The following is a 17261-nucleotide window of genomic DNA, read 5'->3' as shown; positions in this document are numbered from 1 at the left end:
GAGGTGTCAGGCACTGTGATCGGAATTGTGGATTATGAAATGGGAAATTTGTTCAGTGTCAGCAAGGCGCTGGAACGGCTGGGCGCCGATTATTACATATCAGCGGATGAGGATCGATTGCTGGCAGCGGATGCACTTCTACTGCCAGGAGTAGGAGCATTTCGCGATGCAATGGAACGCCTCCCGGTAAAGACGATTAAAGAATTTGCGGCTACTGGAAAGCCGTTGCTTGGCATCTGTCTGGGAATGCAGCTATTGTTTGAAAGCAGTGAGGAAAATGGCTTAACAAAAGGTCTTGGCCTTCTGCCAGGCAGTGTCCGCCGTTTCCCGGGCCTGACAAAAGACGGCGATTCCTACAAGGTTCCTCATATGGGCTGGAATCGACTTGAGTTCGTGAAAGAATCGCCGTTATTAAATAACTTACAAGAGGATTATGTTTATTTCGTCCATTCTTATTATGTAGATGCGGCCCAATCAGACGTATTGCTTGCCAAAGCTGATTACCATGAACAAGTGTCTGCTGTTGTCGGTCAAAATAATATTTTCGGGATGCAATTTCATCCGGAAAAAAGCAGCAAATTGGGAATGGCACTTCTGCAAAACTTTTTACAAATAGCGGATGAAAGGAAGGCGATTCGATGAGTTTTACCATTTATCCGGCAATCGATATGCGGGGTGGAAAATGTGTCCGCCTGCTTCAAGGAGATTACAATAAGGAAACTATTTACGGAGATTCTCCGTTCGACATGGCGCAAACCTTTGCTGCCGCTGGTGCAGAGTGGATTCATATGGTCGATCTGGATGGTGCAAAGGACGGTAAACGGGTCAATGATCGATTTGTTATTGAGGCAGCAGCTAAGCTGCCCAACGTCAACATTCAAATAGGCGGGGGCATTCGCACTGAACAAGATATTCTCCATTATCTTGAAAATGGAGTTGATCGCGTCATTATTGGCAGCATTGCCGTTTCTAACCCAGAGTTTGCCGTAGACATGATCAAAAAATATGGCGAACGGATTGCGGTTGGAATTGATGCGAAAAATGGATATGTTGCTACACATGGCTGGCTTGATACATCGGAGCTGAAAGCAGTAGAACTTGGCAAGCGTTTTGCAGATGCCGGAGCGCAAACCTTTATTTTTACCGATATTGCCACTGACGGCACTCTTTCTGGTCCAAATATTGGAGCAATATGCCAAATGGCTGAAGTAACGGGCAAAAATGTCATCGCTTCTGGTGGCGTTAGCAGCATTGCTGATTTGCAGGCTTTAACGGCAGAGAAAGGGATTAGCGGGGCCATTGTCGGCAAGGCTCTGTATGAGCAGCGCTTTACACTGAAGGAAGCATTGGCAGCAGCTGCCGGAGCGCAAATATAAGGGAGAGGGAAACAAATGACACTGACAAAACGAATCATTCCCTGCCTTGATGTGAAGGACGGCCGGGTGGTTAAAGGGATTCAATTCGTCCAACTGCGTGATGCCGGCGACCCAGTTGAATTGGCACGGGTTTACGATGAACAAGGAGCAGATGAGCTTGTCTTTCTTGATATCTCTGCTTCAGTAGAAGGCAGAAAGACAATGGTCGAGGTGGTAAAAGCAGTTGCCTCCGAACTGGCCATTCCGTTTACTGTTGGCGGCGGCATCAATTCATTAGACGATATGAAAAAAATTCTTCGTGCCGGAGCAGATAAAGTGTCGCTTAATACAGCTGCGGTCCAAAATCCCGAATTGATCAGAGAAGGAGCTGGATATTTTGGCTCCCAGTGTATTGTTGTCGCGATCGATGCAAAATTTGACAAAGAATTAGGAACATGGCGTGTCTATACACATGGCGGCAGAACGCCTGTTGATAAGAAAGTTTTGGATTGGGCACGTGAAGCAGCGAAGCTGGGCGCCGGTGAAATTTTACTAACCAGCATGGATTGTGATGGTGAGAAAAATGGTTTTGACCTTGCCTTAACCAAGGCAGTCAGTGAGTCGGTTTCGATACCAGTCATTGCCTCTGGCGGCGCAGGAAATGCAGAACACTTTGCAGAAGCTTTTGAAGCAGGAAAAGCGGATGCAGCGTTGGCGGCCTCCATATTTCACTATCAAGAAACCTCAGTCCTTGAAGTTAAGAATAATCTACGCCTAAAAGGAGTGACAGTCAGATGATTACTGAAGAGATCCGTTTTGATGAAAAAGGGCTTGTTCCAGCCATCATTCAGGATGCAGATACATTGGAAGTTTTAACATTGGCCTATATGAACAAGGAGTCGCTTGAAAAAACACTGGAATCCGGGGAAACCTGGTTTTACAGCCGTTCCCGTCAAGAATTGTGGCATAAGGGGGCAACCAGTGGAAATACACAAGCTGTGGTCAGCATCAAATATGATTGCGATCAGGATGCACTTCTTGTCGCGGTTCAACCAAAAGGTCCTGCCTGCCACACCGGAGCTGTCAGTTGCTTTTCAGAAGGTCCGATAGAACGAACTCTGACATTGGCGGACTATCAAATTCTCCAAACGCTTGAAAAGGTAATTGTTGAACGTGAACGGGAACGTCCGGAAGGGGCTTATACTACTTACTTATTTGAAAAAGGTGTAGATAAAATTCTGAAAAAGGTCGGCGAAGAAGCTGCAGAGGTAATTATCGCTGCAAAAAATCGTAATCAGGAAGAACTGAAGTGGGAAGCAGCCGATTTGCTTTATCATCTGCAAGTATTGTTGGTCGAACAAGGATTGCCATTTAAAGAAGTTTTGAAAACTTTAGAAGAAAGACACAAAAGCCGGTAGAAAAAGTTTACCGGTTTTTTTATGGGCATTTCGTCTTGGTTAACAGGAATTTCCTGCTGATTTTTCAACTTCCTCCCTCTTTTAGTACAAGTCCTAATTGTGTTATACTACATAAGTTATGAAAGGATGATGGAGGGCTTAATGGTTAAAGACGCAAAAGCAAGAATTCAAAAAGGAAAAATCATTTCGTTTGTTCCTACGGGGGAATATTATTTCAAAAAAGGTTTGAAGGCCTATCATCGACGTGATTTTTTAAAAGCAAAGAAATATCTTGACAGGGCTTTGCAGCTGGAGCCAGGTGAACCGATGATTGCTTGTCAGTTGTCGATTGTGTCAACGGAACTTGGCGAATTTGAAAATTCCAACCGTCTTCTGCATCTCATCCTTGAAGAATTGGATCCTGATTTAGTGGAGTGCCACTACTTTTTAGCAAATAATTATGCCCATTTAGGGTTTTTTAAAGATGCCTATCATCATGCCAAGCTTTACTTGCAGCTAGATGAAGCTGGTGATTTTGCAGATGATGCCGAAGAATTGCTGGAACTTCTTTCCTTTGAATATGAGGAGCCTGAGGATGAACTTTATCAGCAGGATGATTTAATAGTTAAGCATGAACAGGCGCGTGATCTCCTTGACTCAGGTTACATTCCAAAAGCGATCGAGCTGTTGAAGGAAGTGGTTGAGGAATATCCGGAATACTGGTCTGCTTACAACAATTTGGCACTTGCTTACTTCTATTTAGGCCAAACAGAACAGGCTGAGACCATTTTAGATGAAGTATTGGAGCGGAATCATGGAAATATCCATGCGTTATGCAACAAAATGATTTTTGCTCATTATCAAGGCCACTTGAAGTTTGCTCAACAAATTCTTGAATCACTACAAAAAATTCAGCCATTATTAAGTGAGCATCAATTTAAGTTGGGTATTTCCTATGCATTAGTGGGTGAGTATGGGCTTGCTTATTACTGGTTGAAAAAATTATATAAAAACGGTTATTACGGTGACGGTTTATTTTATTATTGGCTTTCTTATGCAGCTTATTTCACCGGCAACGAAAATTTCGCCAGGAATATTTGGAAAAAGGTGCTGGAATTTAATCCGGATAAAGAAGGCAATGAACCATGGAATAAAGAGCTATCTCCGGTCGATGGCTTTGAAAATCAGGCAACTTCGATTCTTCAAAAGTTGGAAAGTGATTATATTGAAGAGCGCCTGTTTGCCATTTTTCTTGCTGCGATCTCCAGCAAAAAAGATGAAATTCTTACTTCTAAAAAGTTGTTTCAAAATCAAAGGTTTACCAGTTTGGAAAAGGAATATATTTCGTTTATCCGCTCTGGAAGAATGTCGCATACGGCGGATGCTCACGAAATCGCTGAACTTTTTTATCAAACCCATCAGCCGATCGGTACGGTCGAGGCAGGATTATATTTGATGTGGTTTACGGTGTTTGCGGCATTGTCTGAGAAGGGCGATATGCTGAAAAATAAACATGCCTGGGCCGGGGCGGTAGAATATGTATGGCATAAACTACGCGGTGAAAAAGTATCACAGCAGGAGATTGCCAGTCGCTATGAAATCTCTGCTGCAACTATCGGCAAATATGTAAAGTGCGTAAAAGAGCTGTTGGATTAAATATCAACGCTAAAAATGAGCATTTATATGGACTATATTTCGATTGTTTAATACGATTAAGTAGGGAATGATATACTTAATCGTATTTTTTTGTAAGAAATGACTTGCCAGTATATCCATTTTATTCGTATAAGTTAGTTTTTTACGCTGCCTTAAGTTTAATGAAATATTTTCCATAATAGGCGGCGGAATCGTACAAAAGGAGTGACTATGATGTCTGAAGAAAAAATTTATGACGTAATTATCGCTGGCGCCGGACCTGCCGGGATGACTGCCGCTGTCTATACATCACGTGCAAATCTTTCAACACTAATGATTGAACGCGGAATGCCGGGCGGTCAAATGGCTAATACCGAGGATGTGGAAAACTATCCAGGTTATGAGAGTATTCTAGGACCAGACTTATCAACAAAAATGTTTGAGCATGCGAAAAAATTTGGTGCTGAATATGCATATGGTGATATCAAGGAAATCATCGCTGAAGGGGACTACAAAATTGTTGTCGCCGGATCTAAGCAGTATAAAGCCTATTCTATCATCATTACGACTGGTGCAGAATATAAGAAAATCGGTGTTCCTGGCGAAAAAGAACTTGGCGGCCGCGGTGTTTCCTATTGTGCCGTTTGTGACGGAGCTTTTTTTAAACAGAAAGAGCTGTATGTCATCGGCGGAGGAGACTCTGCAGTGGAAGAGGGTGTTTATTTAACACGCTTTGCTTCAAAAGTAACAATTGTGCATCGCCGTGATAAACTACGGGCACAAAAAATCCTTCAAGACCGTGCGTTCGCCAATGAAAAAGTAGATTTCATCTGGAATCATACGGTTAAATCCATTAATGAGAAGGATGGAAAAGTGGGGAGCATTACCCTTGTCTCTACGGAAAATGGCGAGGAGCAGACCCTGCCTGCTGATGGGGTATTTATTTATATTGGAATGGTGCCGCTATCTAAGCCGTTTGCGAATCTGGGCATCACCAACGAAAATGGCTATATTGAAACGAATGAAAGAATGGAAACAAAGGTACCTGGTATTTTCGCGGCGGGAGATATCCGCGAAAAAATGCTTCGTCAAATCGTAACTGCTACCGGAGACGGCAGCATCGCCGCTCAAAGCGCCCAACACTATGTAGAAGAACTAAAAGAAGAAATGAAGGTTAGAAAATAGTCTTCTCATAGCCACCAGTTGAGTACCCAGCTACACTAGAAAAAAGTAATACCGTTTTAATTCTACTGTAACAGTAGTGAAATAAAATTGGGGTATGATAAGAGAAATTGACCCCCTTTAAAATATATACCTTTTTCCGCGCAGGCATCATCCAAGCCTGCGTTTTTTTTGCTTAAAAATAAAACGTTCAGATGAGTGTCAGATACTAATTTCCAAAAAAGAGGGAAATGGTGCCTGACACCGAATATGAAACTTGTATTCATTGTGACGTTGTCCCAAAAATAGTATAATGAAAAGAATGAAAAAGGCGCCTGCGCTTTTAAAGAGGGTGAGAATATTGCAGCGGGTTACGAATTGTGTGTTAATCAGGGATGATAAAGTTTTGTTGCTGCAGAAACCGCGCCGCGGCTGGTGGGTTGCTCCTGGAGGAAAGATGGAGCCGGGTGAGTCGGTTCGAGATTCTTGCATCAGAGAGTATCGGGAAGAGACAGGGATTTATTTGAAAAATCCGCAATTAAAAGGGATTTTTACTATGATTATGAAGGAAGGCGATCAGCTGCTTTCTGAGTGGATGATGTTTACTTTTTTGGCCACAGATTCTGATGGGGCAGGCCTCGAGGAATGTGAGGAAGGAAAGCTGGAATGGCATAAAGTGGACCAAATGAATAGCTTGCCGATGGCTGAAGGAGATCATCATATCATTGATTATATGATTCATGGAAAGGGAATTATCTACGGTACATTTACATACACAAAAGATTTTGAACTTATCAGCTACCGTCTAGATCCGAGTTAATATATTTCAAACTTATAATTGTAAAATCAGGAGGGAATAGAATTGAGTACCGGTTCGACAAGCGAAACACAAATGGTTATTATTACCGGAATGTCCGGTGCAGGGAAAACAGTTGCCATTCAAAGCTTCGAGGATTTGGGGTTCTTTTGCGTGGACAATTTGCCTCCTACATTACTCCCGAAGTTTCTTGAACTCATGAAAGAATCAGGGAATAAAATGAATAAAGTGGCACTTGTTATGGACCTTCGCGGCCGAGAATTTTTTGATCATCTCTTCAAGGCATTAGATGAGTTAGCTGAAACATCGTGGGTAACACCACAAATTTTATTTTTAGATGCAGAAGATTCAACACTAGTTCGCCGATATAAAGAAACAAGGCGTTCCCATCCGCTGGCGAAAGATGGTTCGCCTTTGGAAGGAATTTTACTGGAGAGGGAACTTCTAGAAGAGTTAAAAGGAAGAGCACAATTAGTTTACAACACTTCCCAGATGAAACCACGTGAATTACGTGAGAAAATATTAACAGAATTTACAGCGAATAAACAATTAATTTTTACTGTCAATGTCATGTCATTTGGCTTTAAGCATGGAATTCCAATTGATGCCGATCTTGTCTTTGATGTGCGTTTCCTGCCTAATCCTCATTATATAGATCATATGCGCCCAAAAACGGGTTTGGATGATGAGGTTTCAACGTATGTTTTGAAATGGAATGACACACAAAGATTTTTGGAAAAAGTTACGGATCTCCTCGCCTTTATGCTTCCGCATTATAAGAGAGAAGGAAAAGCGCAGCTTGTCATTGCAATTGGCTGTACCGGTGGACAACACCGATCAGTGGCCTTGGCGGAATACATTGGGCAATTCTTTCAGAAAGATTACAAAACAGTCGTATCTCACCGTGACATTGAGAGGAGAAAGGATAAAACAACATGAGAGAGATTGGACAGCCACGAATAGTCGTCATCGGCGGGGGAACAGGGCTGCCGGTATTGTTGCGCGGCCTCAAACAATATCCCGTAGATATCACTGCGATTGTGACAGTTGCCGATGACGGCGGCAGCTCCGGCAGAATTCGTGAGGATATGCACATTCCACCTCCTGGTGATATTCGTAATGTGCTGGCGGCTTTATCAGATGTGGAGCCGCTGGTAGAGGAAATGTTTCAGCACCGCTTTAATACATCTAATGAGCTTTCAGGGCATTCACTGGGAAATTTAATTTTAGCGGCTATGACCTCTATTACTGGGAATTTTGTCCACGCTATACAAGAAATGAGCAAAGTCCTGAACGTACGGGGAAAAGTATTGCCTGCTGCCAATCAAAGTGTTGTGTTGAACGCAGAAATGGAAGATGGTACCATTGTGTCCGGTGAATCTAAGATCCCTTATTCTGGGAAAAGGATTAAAAAGGTATTTTTAACCCCAAACAATATTCGTCCATTGCCGGAAACGATTCAAGCGATCCGCCAAGCCGATTTAATCATTATTGGGCCGGGCAGTCTATACACCAGTATTTTGCCAAATCTTCTCGTACCGCGTTTAGGGGATGAAGTATGCCGCACGCAAGCAAAAAAGGTGTATATTTGCAATTTAATGACACAGGCAGGGGAAACGAATGGCTTTTCCGCCAGCGACCATGTTAGAGCCATTTACGATCATATGAGCTGTGCATTTATCAACACGATTTTGGTCAATAATGTGGAGGTCCCTCAGGATGTACAGCTTCGTTATAATGAAGAACTCGCACATCCAGTTCAATATGATATGCCGCAGCTTTCCGATCTCGGTATTGATGTTGTGCATGCTGATATTGCTTATCTCGAAAATGGAGCATTAAGGCATGATCCAAAAAAGGTGGCAAAAATTTTATATAATTTGCTGATTGCTGAAACTAATAAGCGGTATGAAGCGTAAATCATTTAGAAAATTCTATTATAAAGCTCCATAATACACTTTTAAAAATTACAATAGACTTAGCCTTTAGGCATAAGGGGGTGAGGGAATGTCTTTCGCTTCGGAAACAAAGAAGGAATTAACGAACTTGGAAGTGAAAGCCTGCTGTGTTCGTGCGGAACTGTCAGCTCTCATCCGCATGAATGGTTCCCTTTCCTTTTCAAATCGGGGATTAGTTGTCGACATTCAAACTGAAAATGCAGCAATTGCCAGAAGAATATACTCATTAATCAAAATGAGCTATCAAGTACAAGTAGAGCTTTTAGTCCGTAAGAAAATGAGGCTGAAAAAAAATAATGTCTACATTGTTAGGCTGGCAGAACAGGCAAAAGAAATTCTAGAGGATACGAAGATTCTTGGGGAAGGATTTACCTTTACCCATGATATTTCATCTGATTTAGTCAAAAAGAAATGTTGTAAGCGTTCTTATCTTCGCGGTGCTTTTTTGGCAGGAGGCTCGGTTAACAACCCTGAAACCTCATCCTATCATCTGGAGATTTTTTCACTTTACAAAGAACATAATGATTCATTGTGTGAGTTAATGAATACATTTGGTCTGAACAGCAAGACGTTAGAACGTAAAAAAGGCTATATTACGTATTTAAAAGAAGCTGAGAAAATTACTGAGTTTTTAATTGTGATTGGTGCCCATAATGCCATGCTTCGTTTCGAGGATGTCAGGATTGTCCGCGATATGCGTAATTCCGTCAACCGTCTGGTGAATTGTGAAACAGCCAATTTGAATAAAACAATTGGTGCATCAATTAGACAGGTCGAGAATATCCGTTATATCGACCAATCTGTCGGGCTGCAAGTTTTGCCTGAAAAACTGAGGGAGATTGCAGAACTTCGCCTAAATTATCCTGATGTGACCCTTAAAGAACTGGGGGAAATGGTCTCAGGTGGTGCCATCAGCAAATCAGGCATCAATCACCGCTTGCGAAAAATTGATGAAATAGCCGAGAAACTCCGTTCTGGGGAAACACCCTAATGAAATAGTCAATATTAAAAAAAGATAGAAAGTCAAAACGAGGAGGAATATAACATGTTGGTAAAAGAAGTAGAAGTAAAATTAAAAACAGGTCTTCAGGCACGTCCGGCTGCCCTGTTTGTTCAGGAGGCTAATCGGTTTTCATCGGATATTTTTCTTGAAAAGGATGGAAAGAAAGTAAATGCGAAAAGCATTATGGGGTTAATGAGCCTTGCTGTTGGAACAGGTGTTGTCATCAATATTGTTGCCGATGGCAGCGATGAGGAAAGCGCTATCCAAACATTAAGTGAATTTGTTCAGAACGAGCACTAATAGGAAAGGGCCTGGCCGCAGATGATCGCCAGACCCTTTTTGGCTTTATTTTTTCCTTTGGGAAATAAAAAAGCAACCGGCATAAAGCCGCTTGCTATGGAACTTATTTTTTATTTTTATCTGTCAGTGAGTTGCGAGTGATAATATGGTCGATTAAACCGTATTCTTTGGCTCTTTCTGCGGTCATAAAATTATCGCGGTCTGTATCTTTTTGGATAATTTCAATTGGCTGGCCAGTACGCTCAGCAAGGATGCCGTTTAATTTTTCTCTTAGGAAAAGAATACGCTTCGCAGCGATTTCGATTTCAGTTGCTTGTCCTTGAGCACCGCCAAGTGGCTGGTGAATCATGACTTCGGCATTCGGAAGAGCATAACGTTTTCCTTTTTCGCCGGCAGCTAGCAGGAATGCCCCCATGGAAGCCGCCATCCCGATACAAACGGTGGAAACAGATGGTTTGATATATTGCATGGTATCATAGATCGCCATACCTGCAGTTATACTACCGCCAGGGCTGTTAATATATAGAGTGATATCTTTTTCTGGGTTTTCTGCTTCAAGGAATAATAACTGTGCAACAATGCTATTAGAAACATTGTCATCAATAGCGCTTCCGAGCATGATGATCCGGTCTTTTAAAAGACGGGAGTAAATATCGTACGCTCTTTCGCCTCGATTCGTTTGTTCAATAACTGTAGGAATCAAATTCATTTTTCTTCCTCCTCTGGAAAAGGTAAAAACTTATGTATAGTTATCATACACTGATGGTCAATAAAGGTCAAACATTTAAGCTTTAATTTGTTCGACAATCTTCCCTCCATCATCATTTCCATTTCCGCTATATTTTAAAACCCTTTTTACTCTTGCAAAAAAAATGAAAATGGCATATACTATGTAAGTCGTTAATAAATCTGCCCTCGTGGTGTAAAGGATAGCACGCAAGATTCCGGTTCTTGAAATGTGGGTTCGATTCCTGCCGAGGGCGTACAAATGACTTGATACTATCACGTTTGAATAAACGTGATAGTATTTTTTTTTGCTTACAATGTTAGAATACATCGGGCGACAAGAGTAAAAGCAGGATTTGGAGCGTGATGGAAGTAACTTTTACCATTTTGTTCTTTTACTTCATTATTTTTTATAGATTTTTAGCTAATATCATCTTGATTTCTGGAATGCTTAATCCTTGATTTTTTAATTTCTTTATTTCTTCTATTTTGGCAATAGCCTTTTCTCGAGGAAACCGGCGAGTTAGGTTTTCGCTTTCCTGTTCGAAAGGAAGCATCCCTTCTTCTGTATAGAATTTAAGAGTGCTGTAACGGCTTCCGGTTAGACGAACTAGTTCCCCGATGGACACAAATTCGGATGCAAGGATTTTTTCCATGGAGCGCTGCCTAGACATGTAATCCCCCCTATTATAAGGATAATGGATATCTTCTTAGACGTACACCATGAATAACCACTTCATAATTGATAAAAGAGGGTACAGCCTCATATAAGGTATTATCTACTTTAATCAAAGGTACTGCTCCATTCCGGATGATAGAAAAGTGATGGCCATGGCTTTCCAGCCGCGCTTTTACATCATGCAAACGTGTTTCCTTACTTGGAAAAAATTCCTCTGTGTCAATAAAAACGGATTCGGTTCTTTCAATAGCAGGGAAAACAAAAGCTATCCCGGTACCAGTAGGCATGGACATGATTTCCTTTTTTAATTTTAAGAAATTCTTGATTCCCATTTCAGAGATCCTATGAATAAAAATCGGGAAAAGCTTTTTAGCTAAAGGATGACGGTTAAATAATTCAATACTGCGTGCAGCTACCCGCTTTAACTCTTCCTTAGAGAAAAGATCATGGAGACATCCACTTTCCCGCAAAAGCCACAACATAAGGAGGGCCTCTTCAGTCATTTCTCCTTCTTCTAAAATTTCAGCACGAAGACTTTCTGTCAGCCTTGTGTAAAGATCTGCCCTGCTCCGATATTCCTTTATGGTAATCCCGGCTGACACATATAAATAGTCACATCCAAGAAGAGCTTCTATTTCTTCAATCGCTTTCACCTCTTTCAAGGATCCAGCAAAAGCCTGTTCAATCTCCTTTAGAACTTTTCGCGATAGTTTGGTAACCTCTGCAAGAAAATATGGAAGTGTATGAGAGACTGTTTCATTTTTACCCAAAAAAGCATTTAAAACAGGTATTTGGTAAATCTCAATAGAAGACCGTACCAAATCCTTCTTTTCAAGAGTAAGAGTTTCATCCTGTTTATTGTTCAAATATATTTCTAAAATGACTGCAGCTGCTATACATCGTAAAATAACTCTCTTTTCGTTTGATAAAAGAAGACTTCTTTGAGTGTTAAGTGCAATGATGGAAAAATTTTGAGCAAAACTAAACTCGTTCATAACGTCCCTCCTAGAGTAACAGGATTATTTAACGACTTACTACTTATTACTTACGATTTAAGAGTATTCCTAAAGGAAAATATTGTCAAGAAAAAACAACTTCTTGTCACTTCTTAATAACTAAGGCTATGTTAAAGAACAATGGTGATATATCACATTGTTGATTGGAGGCTCTCCGGCACGTCCGCGGAAAGCAAAGAGCCTGGAGCGGAAATCAACAACCATTTATAACATAGCCATAACTAAAAAACACTGCGCAGTGTTTTTTTAGTTTAGATGAACGCTATTCATTTTGATTTCGGAAAACATCCATAGAAAATGTGGTATAGATACGATATAATTCAACCATACAGTAATTGTCCATTATAGGCATGGAAGGCGTGAGATCCTTTGGCTGAAAAGGAATATACTTTAGTCGAACATCTGGAGGAATTGCGGAGAAGAATTATTATCACGGCAGTATTTTTTCTGGTGTTTTTTGTAATCGGATTTTTTTATGTGAAAGATATATATAATTTTTTTATGGGTCATCTGGGATATAAGCTAATGGTTCTGGGACCGAGCGATATCATGTGGCTGTATTTTCATATTGCGGGAATTGTGGCGATTGCCGGTACGATTCCCGTGCTGGCTTGGCAGACTTGGGCATTTGTAAAGCCTGCATTGAAGCCCTTTGAAAGAAAAGTTGCTTTGGCTTATATTCCTGCGTTGTTTTTGTTGTTTGTTGGCGGCTTGGCCTTTGGATATTTTTTAATTTTTCCAAACATCATGCGCTTCCTGTTAAAAATGGGGAGCGGACTCATGACGAATTCCTTTACGGCAGACAAATATTTCAGTTTCTTAATTAACATGACATTGCCGTTCGGAGTTGCCTTCGAACTTCCGCTAGTTTCGATGTTTTTAACATCATTAGGCATCATGAATCCTTATAAAGTTGTCAAGGTACGGAAATATGCCTATTTAATATTGGTGATTATTGCATCTATGATTTCACCTCCGGAATTTTTATCACATATTTCAGTGGCTATTCCTTTAATTCTCATTTTTGAATTGAGTATTTTTATGGCAAAAGTTGTTTTTAGACGGAAACAAAAGCGAATCGCACTGCTTTCTTTGGAAGAAGTATAAATGAACGAGACCCCTGTAATTCAAAGTTACAGGGGGCTTTGTGTGATGGATATATATAAGAAAAAGCAAAAAGGCTCAGAAATTTAAAGAAATACCAGCTTTCTTCCATACACCAAATTATCTTAATCATGTAAAATAGAACAAAGGGGGGATACTCATGAATATTAAGGCCGGATTATGGCAGCAACAAACATTGAAGTTAACCATGACTCAGGAACTATCGCAGGCAATTGCCTTATTACAATATTCGGCACAGGAATTGACCGCGTTTTTAGAAAATAAGGCACTTGAAAATCCGCTGATTCAAATTGAATCTGGCAGTGTTCAGCCCATGAATCCCCTGGTAGATCGCCATCGCCGAAGCCATCAGAAGTCAGAAAAAGACTGGATTGAACAAATTGGTGCGAAGCACGTTTCGGTGGAAGAACAATTAATTTCTCAACTAAATTTAAAAATGCTGACAGCAGACCAATTAAAAGTAATCCGTCATTTAATTCATAACCTCGATGAAAACGGTTACTTTACAGGTGATTTCAATCATATTGCTGCCAGTTTAAATATACCAGAAGAAATGGTGGAAGACGGGCTAGCGGTCATTCAAACGCTTGAACCGGCGGGAATTGGAGCCAGAAATTTACAGGAGTGCCTGCTCATCCAAATGGAATATGAAAAGCCGGAAAATGAATTGGCTATTAAAATATTATCCGACTATTTTATTCCTTTTGCTGAGAGAAAGTGGAAACAAATCGCCAAAGAACTGCAAGTAACATTAAAGGACATACAGGGTGTTTTCGATGAAATTCAACTGTTAGACCCAAAGCCGGGAGCGCTGTTAATGCCTGAATCATCAGCATATATTATTCCTGATGTGATCATTGAACAGACGAACACGGGACTGACTGTTCGGATGGTGGATGACCCCATACCGAAAGTTGTCTTTAATGATCGGTATTACCGTAAATTCAAAGACCAGGATCAGCAGGTAAATCGCTTTTTACAGGAAAAGCTTCAAGATTATCAATGGATCTTAAAGAGCATTGAACAGCGAAAAGATACGCTTATAAAAGTGGTGTCCAAGATTGTTGAAAAGCAAACGGCATTTTTTCAAAAGGGGCCGCATTTCTTAGAGCCTATGACCATGAAGGAAATTGCCGCTGATCTGGAAATTCACGAATCAACTGTCAGCCGTGCTGTCAGAGAAAAATACGCACAAACACCTATCGGGACTTTCCCGCTAAAATCATTTTTCTCTAGCACAATCCAAACCGTGTCAGACGACGAAAACACATCATCCACCCAAGTCAAAAATAGCATCAAAAAACTTATCGACCAAGAGAACAAAGAAAAACCCCTATCCGACCAAGACATCGTTGAACAACTGAAAACACTGGAAGGAATCGTCGTCTCAAGGCGCACCATCGCCAAATACCGCGACCAGCTTAGAATACCTTCCTCCTCCAAAAGAAAAAGGTTTATATAAGAATTATTATAAACTGGTGCCTGACACCCGAAAGGATCAAACATGCAGAAAACCATTATTACCTTATATTCTAGAAATCGTTGTCCGTTATGTGAGAAGGCGAAATCAGTTTTACTTGAGTTAATGGAGGAGTGGGAATTCGCTCTAGAAGTGGTTGATATTGAAGGGCATGATGAGTTGACGGAGAGGTATGGCCTGATGATACCGGTCGTTCACATTGACGGAGAAGAGGCAGGCTATGGCATAATTAACAAATTCGACATAAGTAATCGTTTGCAAGAAAAAAAGGCGTTTTAATAAGTTGAAATAGATTTCTACTCCTGTTACAATTAAAAACGTAGCAGGGGTAAATTTTTTGGATGCGGTGGGACACAATATGTCTAAGGTGGACAATTTTTGACCAGCAACATAAAAGGAGCATGAAGTCATGCAGTCATTCATCGATATCGCAAAAAGATTATTACCCGATTTCCTTCAAGTCCTGCAAAAGAGATATTCAATTCTCCGGTACATTGGAATGATGCAGCCAGTAGGACGAAGAAGTGTAGCTATTAGTTTAGGGCTAACCGAAAGAGTTCTCCGTAGTGAAGTAGATTTTCTAAAAGAACAAAATCTTATTTACATCAACAGTATGGGAATGAGTTTGACTTCTGAAGGAAGGCATTTACTGGAAGATCTTGAAGGGATGATGCGCGAGTTAAAGGGATTTGACGTAATGGAGCTGGAATTAAAACACCAGTTTGGCATTCGAAAAGTCATTATCGTCCCTGGAGACAGCGATTCCTCACCGATGGTCAAAGGAGAACTTGGCAAGGCATGTGCCATTTGTATGAAAAAACAGCTTGAAGGAAAAAATATCATCGCTGTAACTGGCGGATCCACGATGGCAGCTGTCGCTGAAAGATTAACACCTGAGCTGAGTGACGGAGAGTTGATTTTTGTTCCAGCACGGGGCGGCGTGGGTGAAGATGTTCATAATCAGGCAAATGTCATTTGTTCGAATATGGCTGAAAAAACCCAATCCAAACATCGTGTCCTCTATGTTCCTGACCAGGTAAGCGCGGAGATTTATGAATCTCTTGCCAAAGAGCCTGAAATTCATGAAGTGTTAACTCTTATCCAATCGGCTAACATGGTCCTTCATGGAATTGGGGATGCTATTACAATGGCAGAGCGCCGCAAGACAACACCCGAGATTTTACAGAAGCTTGCAGCTGAAAAAGCTGTCGGGGAAGCATTTGGGTATTACTTTAATGAAGTGGGCGAGATCGTTCACAAAGTATCAACAGTTGGTTTGCAACTGAAAGATCTCCCGCACATTCCTCATGTCATTGCCGTTGCAGGCGGAGCCTCAAAGGCAAAGGCGATCAAGGCTTATATGAAACAAGCACCGGAATCAACCATTTTAATTACTGATGAAGGTGTGGCAAAACAGTTATTAAAAGGGTAATCCCTTTAATTAAAAAAATATCCTTACCCAAAAAAAGGAGGAAGTTTTATCATGACAGTAAAAGTTGGTATTAATGGATTTGGACGTATTGGCCGTAACGTTTTCCGTGCGGCATTAAAAAACAGCAATGTGGAAGTTGTTGCAATCAACGACTTAACTGATGCAAACATGCTTGCTCACCTTTTAAAATATGACACTGTTCACGGAACTCTTGCAGAAGACGTAACAGTTGATGGTGAATACCTAGTAGTTGGCGGCCACAAAGTAAAGGTTATCGCTGAGCGCGATCCTGCACAACTTGGCTGGGGCGATCTTGGTGTAGATGTTGTTGTTGAATCTACTGGCCGTTTCACAAAACGTGAAGATGCTGCGAAACACCTTGAAGCAGGTGCGAAAAAAGTAATTATCTCTGCTCCAGCAGACAACGAAGATATCACGATCGTAATGGGTGTTAACCAAGACAAGTACGATCCAAATAACCACCATGTATTATCTAACGCATCATGTACAACAAACTGCTTAGCTCCATTTGCAAAAGTATTAAATGACAAGTTCGGCATCAAGCGCGGTATGATGACAACTGTTCACTCTTACACTAACGACCAACAAATCCTTGACTTACCACATAAGGACTACCGTCGTGCACGTGCAGCTGCAGAAAACATGATCCCAACTTCAACTGGTGCTGCTAAAGCTGTTGCGCTTGTATTACCAGAATTAAAAGGTAAATTAAACGGTATGGCAATGCGTGTTCCAACTCCAAACGTTTCTGTAGTTGACCTTGTTGCTGAATTAGAAAAAGACGTTACTGTTGAGGAAGTTAACGCTGCATTAAAAGCTGCTGCTGAAGGCGAATTAAAAGGTATCCTTGCATACACTGAACTTCCATTAGTATCTAGCGACTACAATGGTGCTACTGTTTCTTCTACAATCGATGCTCTTTCTACAATGGTTATGGAAGGCAGCATGGTAAAAGTATTATCTTGGTACGATAACGAAGTTGGTTACTCTAACCGTGTAGTTGACCTTGTTGACTATATCGCTTCTAAAGGACTTTAATCTGTTAGTGGATAGGAATGGTATTCCATCCAAAAAACAGTTATAATTTTAATTGTGTGTTTCCAAAGGGGAGTGGGGAGGATTCCCCCCTCCTTTTTTAAATGATCGGTTTTTTCAA

Annotated in this window: 19 protein-coding genes and 1 tRNA gene; 17 read left to right on the top strand and 3 right to left on the bottom strand. The window is 41.0% G+C overall.

The features are described 5' to 3' along the window. The first annotated feature begins 15 nt into the window (after positions 1–15). The 11 genes from hisH (at position 16) to HPT25_RS03170 (ending at position 9626) form a co-directional block, all read left to right on the top strand. Entirely contained in the window at positions 16–642 is a 627-nt protein-coding gene (gene hisH / locus HPT25_RS03220) for an imidazole glycerol phosphate synthase subunit HisH (RefSeq protein WP_173059845.1), read from the top strand. After that, the gene (hisA, locus tag HPT25_RS03215) at positions 639–1376 is read left to right on the top strand and encodes a 1-(5-phosphoribosyl)-5-[(5-phosphoribosylamino)methylideneamino]imidazole-4-carboxamide isomerase (RefSeq protein ID WP_173059841.1); all 738 of its coding nucleotides are present in this window, start codon (positions 639–641) and stop codon (positions 1374–1376) included. The genes hisH and hisA overlap by 4 nt, the downstream gene beginning before the upstream one ends. Before the next feature lie 15 nt (positions 1377–1391). After that, entirely contained in the window at positions 1392–2153 is a 762-nt protein-coding gene (hisF, locus tag HPT25_RS03210) for an imidazole glycerol phosphate synthase subunit HisF (RefSeq protein ID WP_173059838.1), read from the top strand. Beyond that, positions 2150–2773: a bifunctional phosphoribosyl-AMP cyclohydrolase/phosphoribosyl-ATP diphosphatase HisIE gene (hisIE, locus tag HPT25_RS03205; protein ID WP_173059835.1), complete on the top strand. Its 624-nt coding sequence runs from the start codon at positions 2150–2152 to the stop codon at positions 2771–2773. Before hisF ends, hisIE begins: the two co-directional genes overlap by 4 nt. Positions 2774–2914: 141 nt before the next feature. Then, the gene (locus tag HPT25_RS03200) at positions 2915–4408 is read left to right on the top strand and encodes a tetratricopeptide repeat protein (protein WP_173059833.1); all 1494 of its coding nucleotides are present in this window, start codon (positions 2915–2917) and stop codon (positions 4406–4408) included. A gap of 213 nt (positions 4409–4621) precedes the next feature. Beyond that, on the top strand, positions 4622–5572 hold the full coding sequence (trxB, locus tag HPT25_RS03195) for a thioredoxin-disulfide reductase (RefSeq protein ID WP_173059830.1): 951 nt from the start codon (positions 4622–4624) through the stop codon (positions 5570–5572). A 337-nt stretch (positions 5573–5909) separates the two neighbouring features. Then, a complete protein-coding gene (locus HPT25_RS03190) occupies positions 5910–6368 on the top strand; it encodes an NUDIX hydrolase (protein ID WP_173059827.1) in 459 nt (152 codons plus the stop codon). Positions 6369–6410: 42 nt separating this feature from the next. Continuing rightward, positions 6411–7304 carry an RNase adapter RapZ gene (gene rapZ / locus HPT25_RS03185; protein ID WP_173059824.1) on the top strand — a complete coding sequence of 298 codons (894 nt, stop codon included), beginning with the start codon at positions 6411–6413 and terminating at the stop codon, positions 7302–7304. Beyond that, complete coding sequence (mgfK, locus tag HPT25_RS03180; RefSeq protein ID WP_217269605.1) at positions 7301–8284, top strand: gluconeogenesis morphogenetic factor MgfK; 984 nt, start codon at positions 7301–7303, stop codon at positions 8282–8284. Before rapZ ends, mgfK begins: the two co-directional genes overlap by 4 nt. An 88-nt stretch (positions 8285–8372) precedes the next feature. Next, on the top strand, positions 8373–9314 hold the full coding sequence (whiA, locus tag HPT25_RS03175; protein WP_173059821.1) for a DNA-binding protein WhiA: 942 nt from the start codon (positions 8373–8375) through the stop codon (positions 9312–9314). 54 nt (positions 9315–9368) lie between these two features. Further along, the gene (locus HPT25_RS03170; protein WP_173059818.1) at positions 9369–9626 is read left to right on the top strand and encodes an HPr family phosphocarrier protein; all 258 of its coding nucleotides are present in this window, start codon (positions 9369–9371) and stop codon (positions 9624–9626) included. Positions 9627–9729: 103 nt separating this feature from the next. Here HPT25_RS03170 and clpP read toward each other — a convergent pair whose 3' ends face one another. Beyond that, a complete protein-coding gene (clpP, locus tag HPT25_RS03165; RefSeq protein WP_173059815.1) occupies positions 9730–10335 on the bottom strand; it encodes an ATP-dependent Clp endopeptidase proteolytic subunit ClpP in 606 nt (201 codons plus the stop codon). 202 nt (positions 10336–10537) lie between these two features. Here clpP and HPT25_RS03160 point away from each other — a divergent pair. Beyond that, positions 10538–10609 (top strand) — tRNA-Arg (locus HPT25_RS03160). Between the two features lie 153 nt (positions 10610–10762). Here HPT25_RS03160 and HPT25_RS03155 read toward each other — a convergent pair. Next, on the bottom strand, positions 10763–11026 hold the full coding sequence (locus HPT25_RS03155) for a helix-turn-helix domain-containing protein (protein ID WP_173059812.1): 264 nt from the start codon (positions 11024–11026) through the stop codon (positions 10763–10765). A gap of 13 nt (positions 11027–11039) precedes the next feature. Continuing rightward, the gene (locus HPT25_RS03150) at positions 11040–12026 is read right to left on the bottom strand and encodes a hypothetical protein (RefSeq protein ID WP_173059809.1); all 987 of its coding nucleotides are present in this window, start codon (positions 12024–12026) and stop codon (positions 11040–11042) included. Positions 12027–12416: 390 nt separating this feature from the next. Between HPT25_RS03150 and tatC the strand changes: the two genes are divergently transcribed. The 5 genes from tatC to gap all read left to right on the top strand — a co-directional run bounded on the left by tatC (position 12417) and on the right by gap (position 17143). Beyond that, positions 12417–13154, top strand: coding sequence for a twin-arginine translocase subunit TatC (gene tatC, locus HPT25_RS03145; protein ID WP_173059806.1), 738 nt, complete (start codon positions 12417–12419; stop codon positions 13152–13154). A 157-nt stretch (positions 13155–13311) separates the two neighbouring features. Continuing rightward, positions 13312–14634, top strand: a complete 1323-nt coding sequence (gene rpoN, locus HPT25_RS03140; RefSeq protein WP_173059803.1) for an RNA polymerase factor sigma-54 — start codon at positions 13312–13314, stop codon at positions 14632–14634. A gap of 42 nt (positions 14635–14676) precedes the next feature. Beyond that, positions 14677–14931 (top strand): glutaredoxin family protein, encoded by a 255-nt coding sequence (locus HPT25_RS03135; RefSeq protein WP_173059800.1) that lies wholly within the window; start codon positions 14677–14679, stop codon positions 14929–14931. Between the two features lie 130 nt (positions 14932–15061). Continuing rightward, the gene (locus tag HPT25_RS03130; protein WP_173059797.1) at positions 15062–16084 is read left to right on the top strand and encodes a sugar-binding transcriptional regulator; all 1023 of its coding nucleotides are present in this window, start codon (positions 15062–15064) and stop codon (positions 16082–16084) included. A 51-nt stretch (positions 16085–16135) separates the two neighbouring features. After that, a complete protein-coding gene (gene gap / locus HPT25_RS03125) occupies positions 16136–17143 on the top strand; it encodes a type I glyceraldehyde-3-phosphate dehydrogenase (protein WP_173059793.1) in 1008 nt (335 codons plus the stop codon). Positions 17144–17261: the final 118 nt, after the last annotated feature.

This window comes from Neobacillus endophyticus (assembly GCF_013248975.1).
Lineage (GTDB): Bacteria > Bacillota > Bacilli > Bacillales > Cytobacillaceae > Neobacillus > Neobacillus endophyticus.
Note: the sequence above shows the minus strand (reverse complement) of the source record. Positions and strands in the feature narration are given on the sequence as shown.

Excerpts from the sequence above, each read along its gene's own strand:
- hisA (WP_173059841.1), top strand. The coding sequence starts at position 639 with ATGAGTTTTACCATTTATCCGGCAATCGATATGCGGGGTGGAAAATGT.
- hisF (WP_173059838.1), top strand. The coding sequence starts at position 1,392 with ATGACACTGACAAAACGAATCATTCCCTGCCTTGATGTGAAGGACGGC.
- hisIE (WP_173059835.1), top strand. The coding sequence starts at position 2,150 with ATGATTACTGAAGAGATCCGTTTTGATGAAAAAGGGCTTGTTCCAGCC.
- HPT25_RS03200 (WP_173059833.1), top strand. The coding sequence starts at position 2,915 with ATGGTTAAAGACGCAAAAGCAAGAATTCAAAAAGGAAAAATCATTTCG.
- trxB (WP_173059830.1), top strand. The coding sequence starts at position 4,622 with ATGTCTGAAGAAAAAATTTATGACGTAATTATCGCTGGCGCCGGACCT.
- mgfK (WP_217269605.1), top strand. The coding sequence starts at position 7,301 with ATGAGAGAGATTGGACAGCCACGAATAGTCGTCATCGGCGGGGGAACA.
- whiA (WP_173059821.1), top strand. The coding sequence starts at position 8,373 with ATGTCTTTCGCTTCGGAAACAAAGAAGGAATTAACGAACTTGGAAGTG.
- HPT25_RS03170 (WP_173059818.1), top strand. The coding sequence starts at position 9,369 with ATGTTGGTAAAAGAAGTAGAAGTAAAATTAAAAACAGGTCTTCAGGCA.
- clpP (WP_173059815.1), bottom strand. The coding sequence starts at position 10,335 with ATGAATTTGATTCCTACAGTTATTGAACAAACGAATCGAGGCGAAAGA.
- HPT25_RS03155 (WP_173059812.1), bottom strand. The coding sequence starts at position 11,026 with ATGTCTAGGCAGCGCTCCATGGAAAAAATCCTTGCATCCGAATTTGTG.
- HPT25_RS03150 (WP_173059809.1), bottom strand. The coding sequence starts at position 12,026 with ATGAACGAGTTTAGTTTTGCTCAAAATTTTTCCATCATTGCACTTAAC.
- rpoN (WP_173059803.1), top strand. The coding sequence starts at position 13,312 with ATGAATATTAAGGCCGGATTATGGCAGCAACAAACATTGAAGTTAACC.
- HPT25_RS03135 (WP_173059800.1), top strand. The coding sequence starts at position 14,677 with ATGCAGAAAACCATTATTACCTTATATTCTAGAAATCGTTGTCCGTTA.
- HPT25_RS03130 (WP_173059797.1), top strand. The coding sequence starts at position 15,062 with ATGCAGTCATTCATCGATATCGCAAAAAGATTATTACCCGATTTCCTT.
- gap (WP_173059793.1), top strand. The coding sequence starts at position 16,136 with ATGACAGTAAAAGTTGGTATTAATGGATTTGGACGTATTGGCCGTAAC.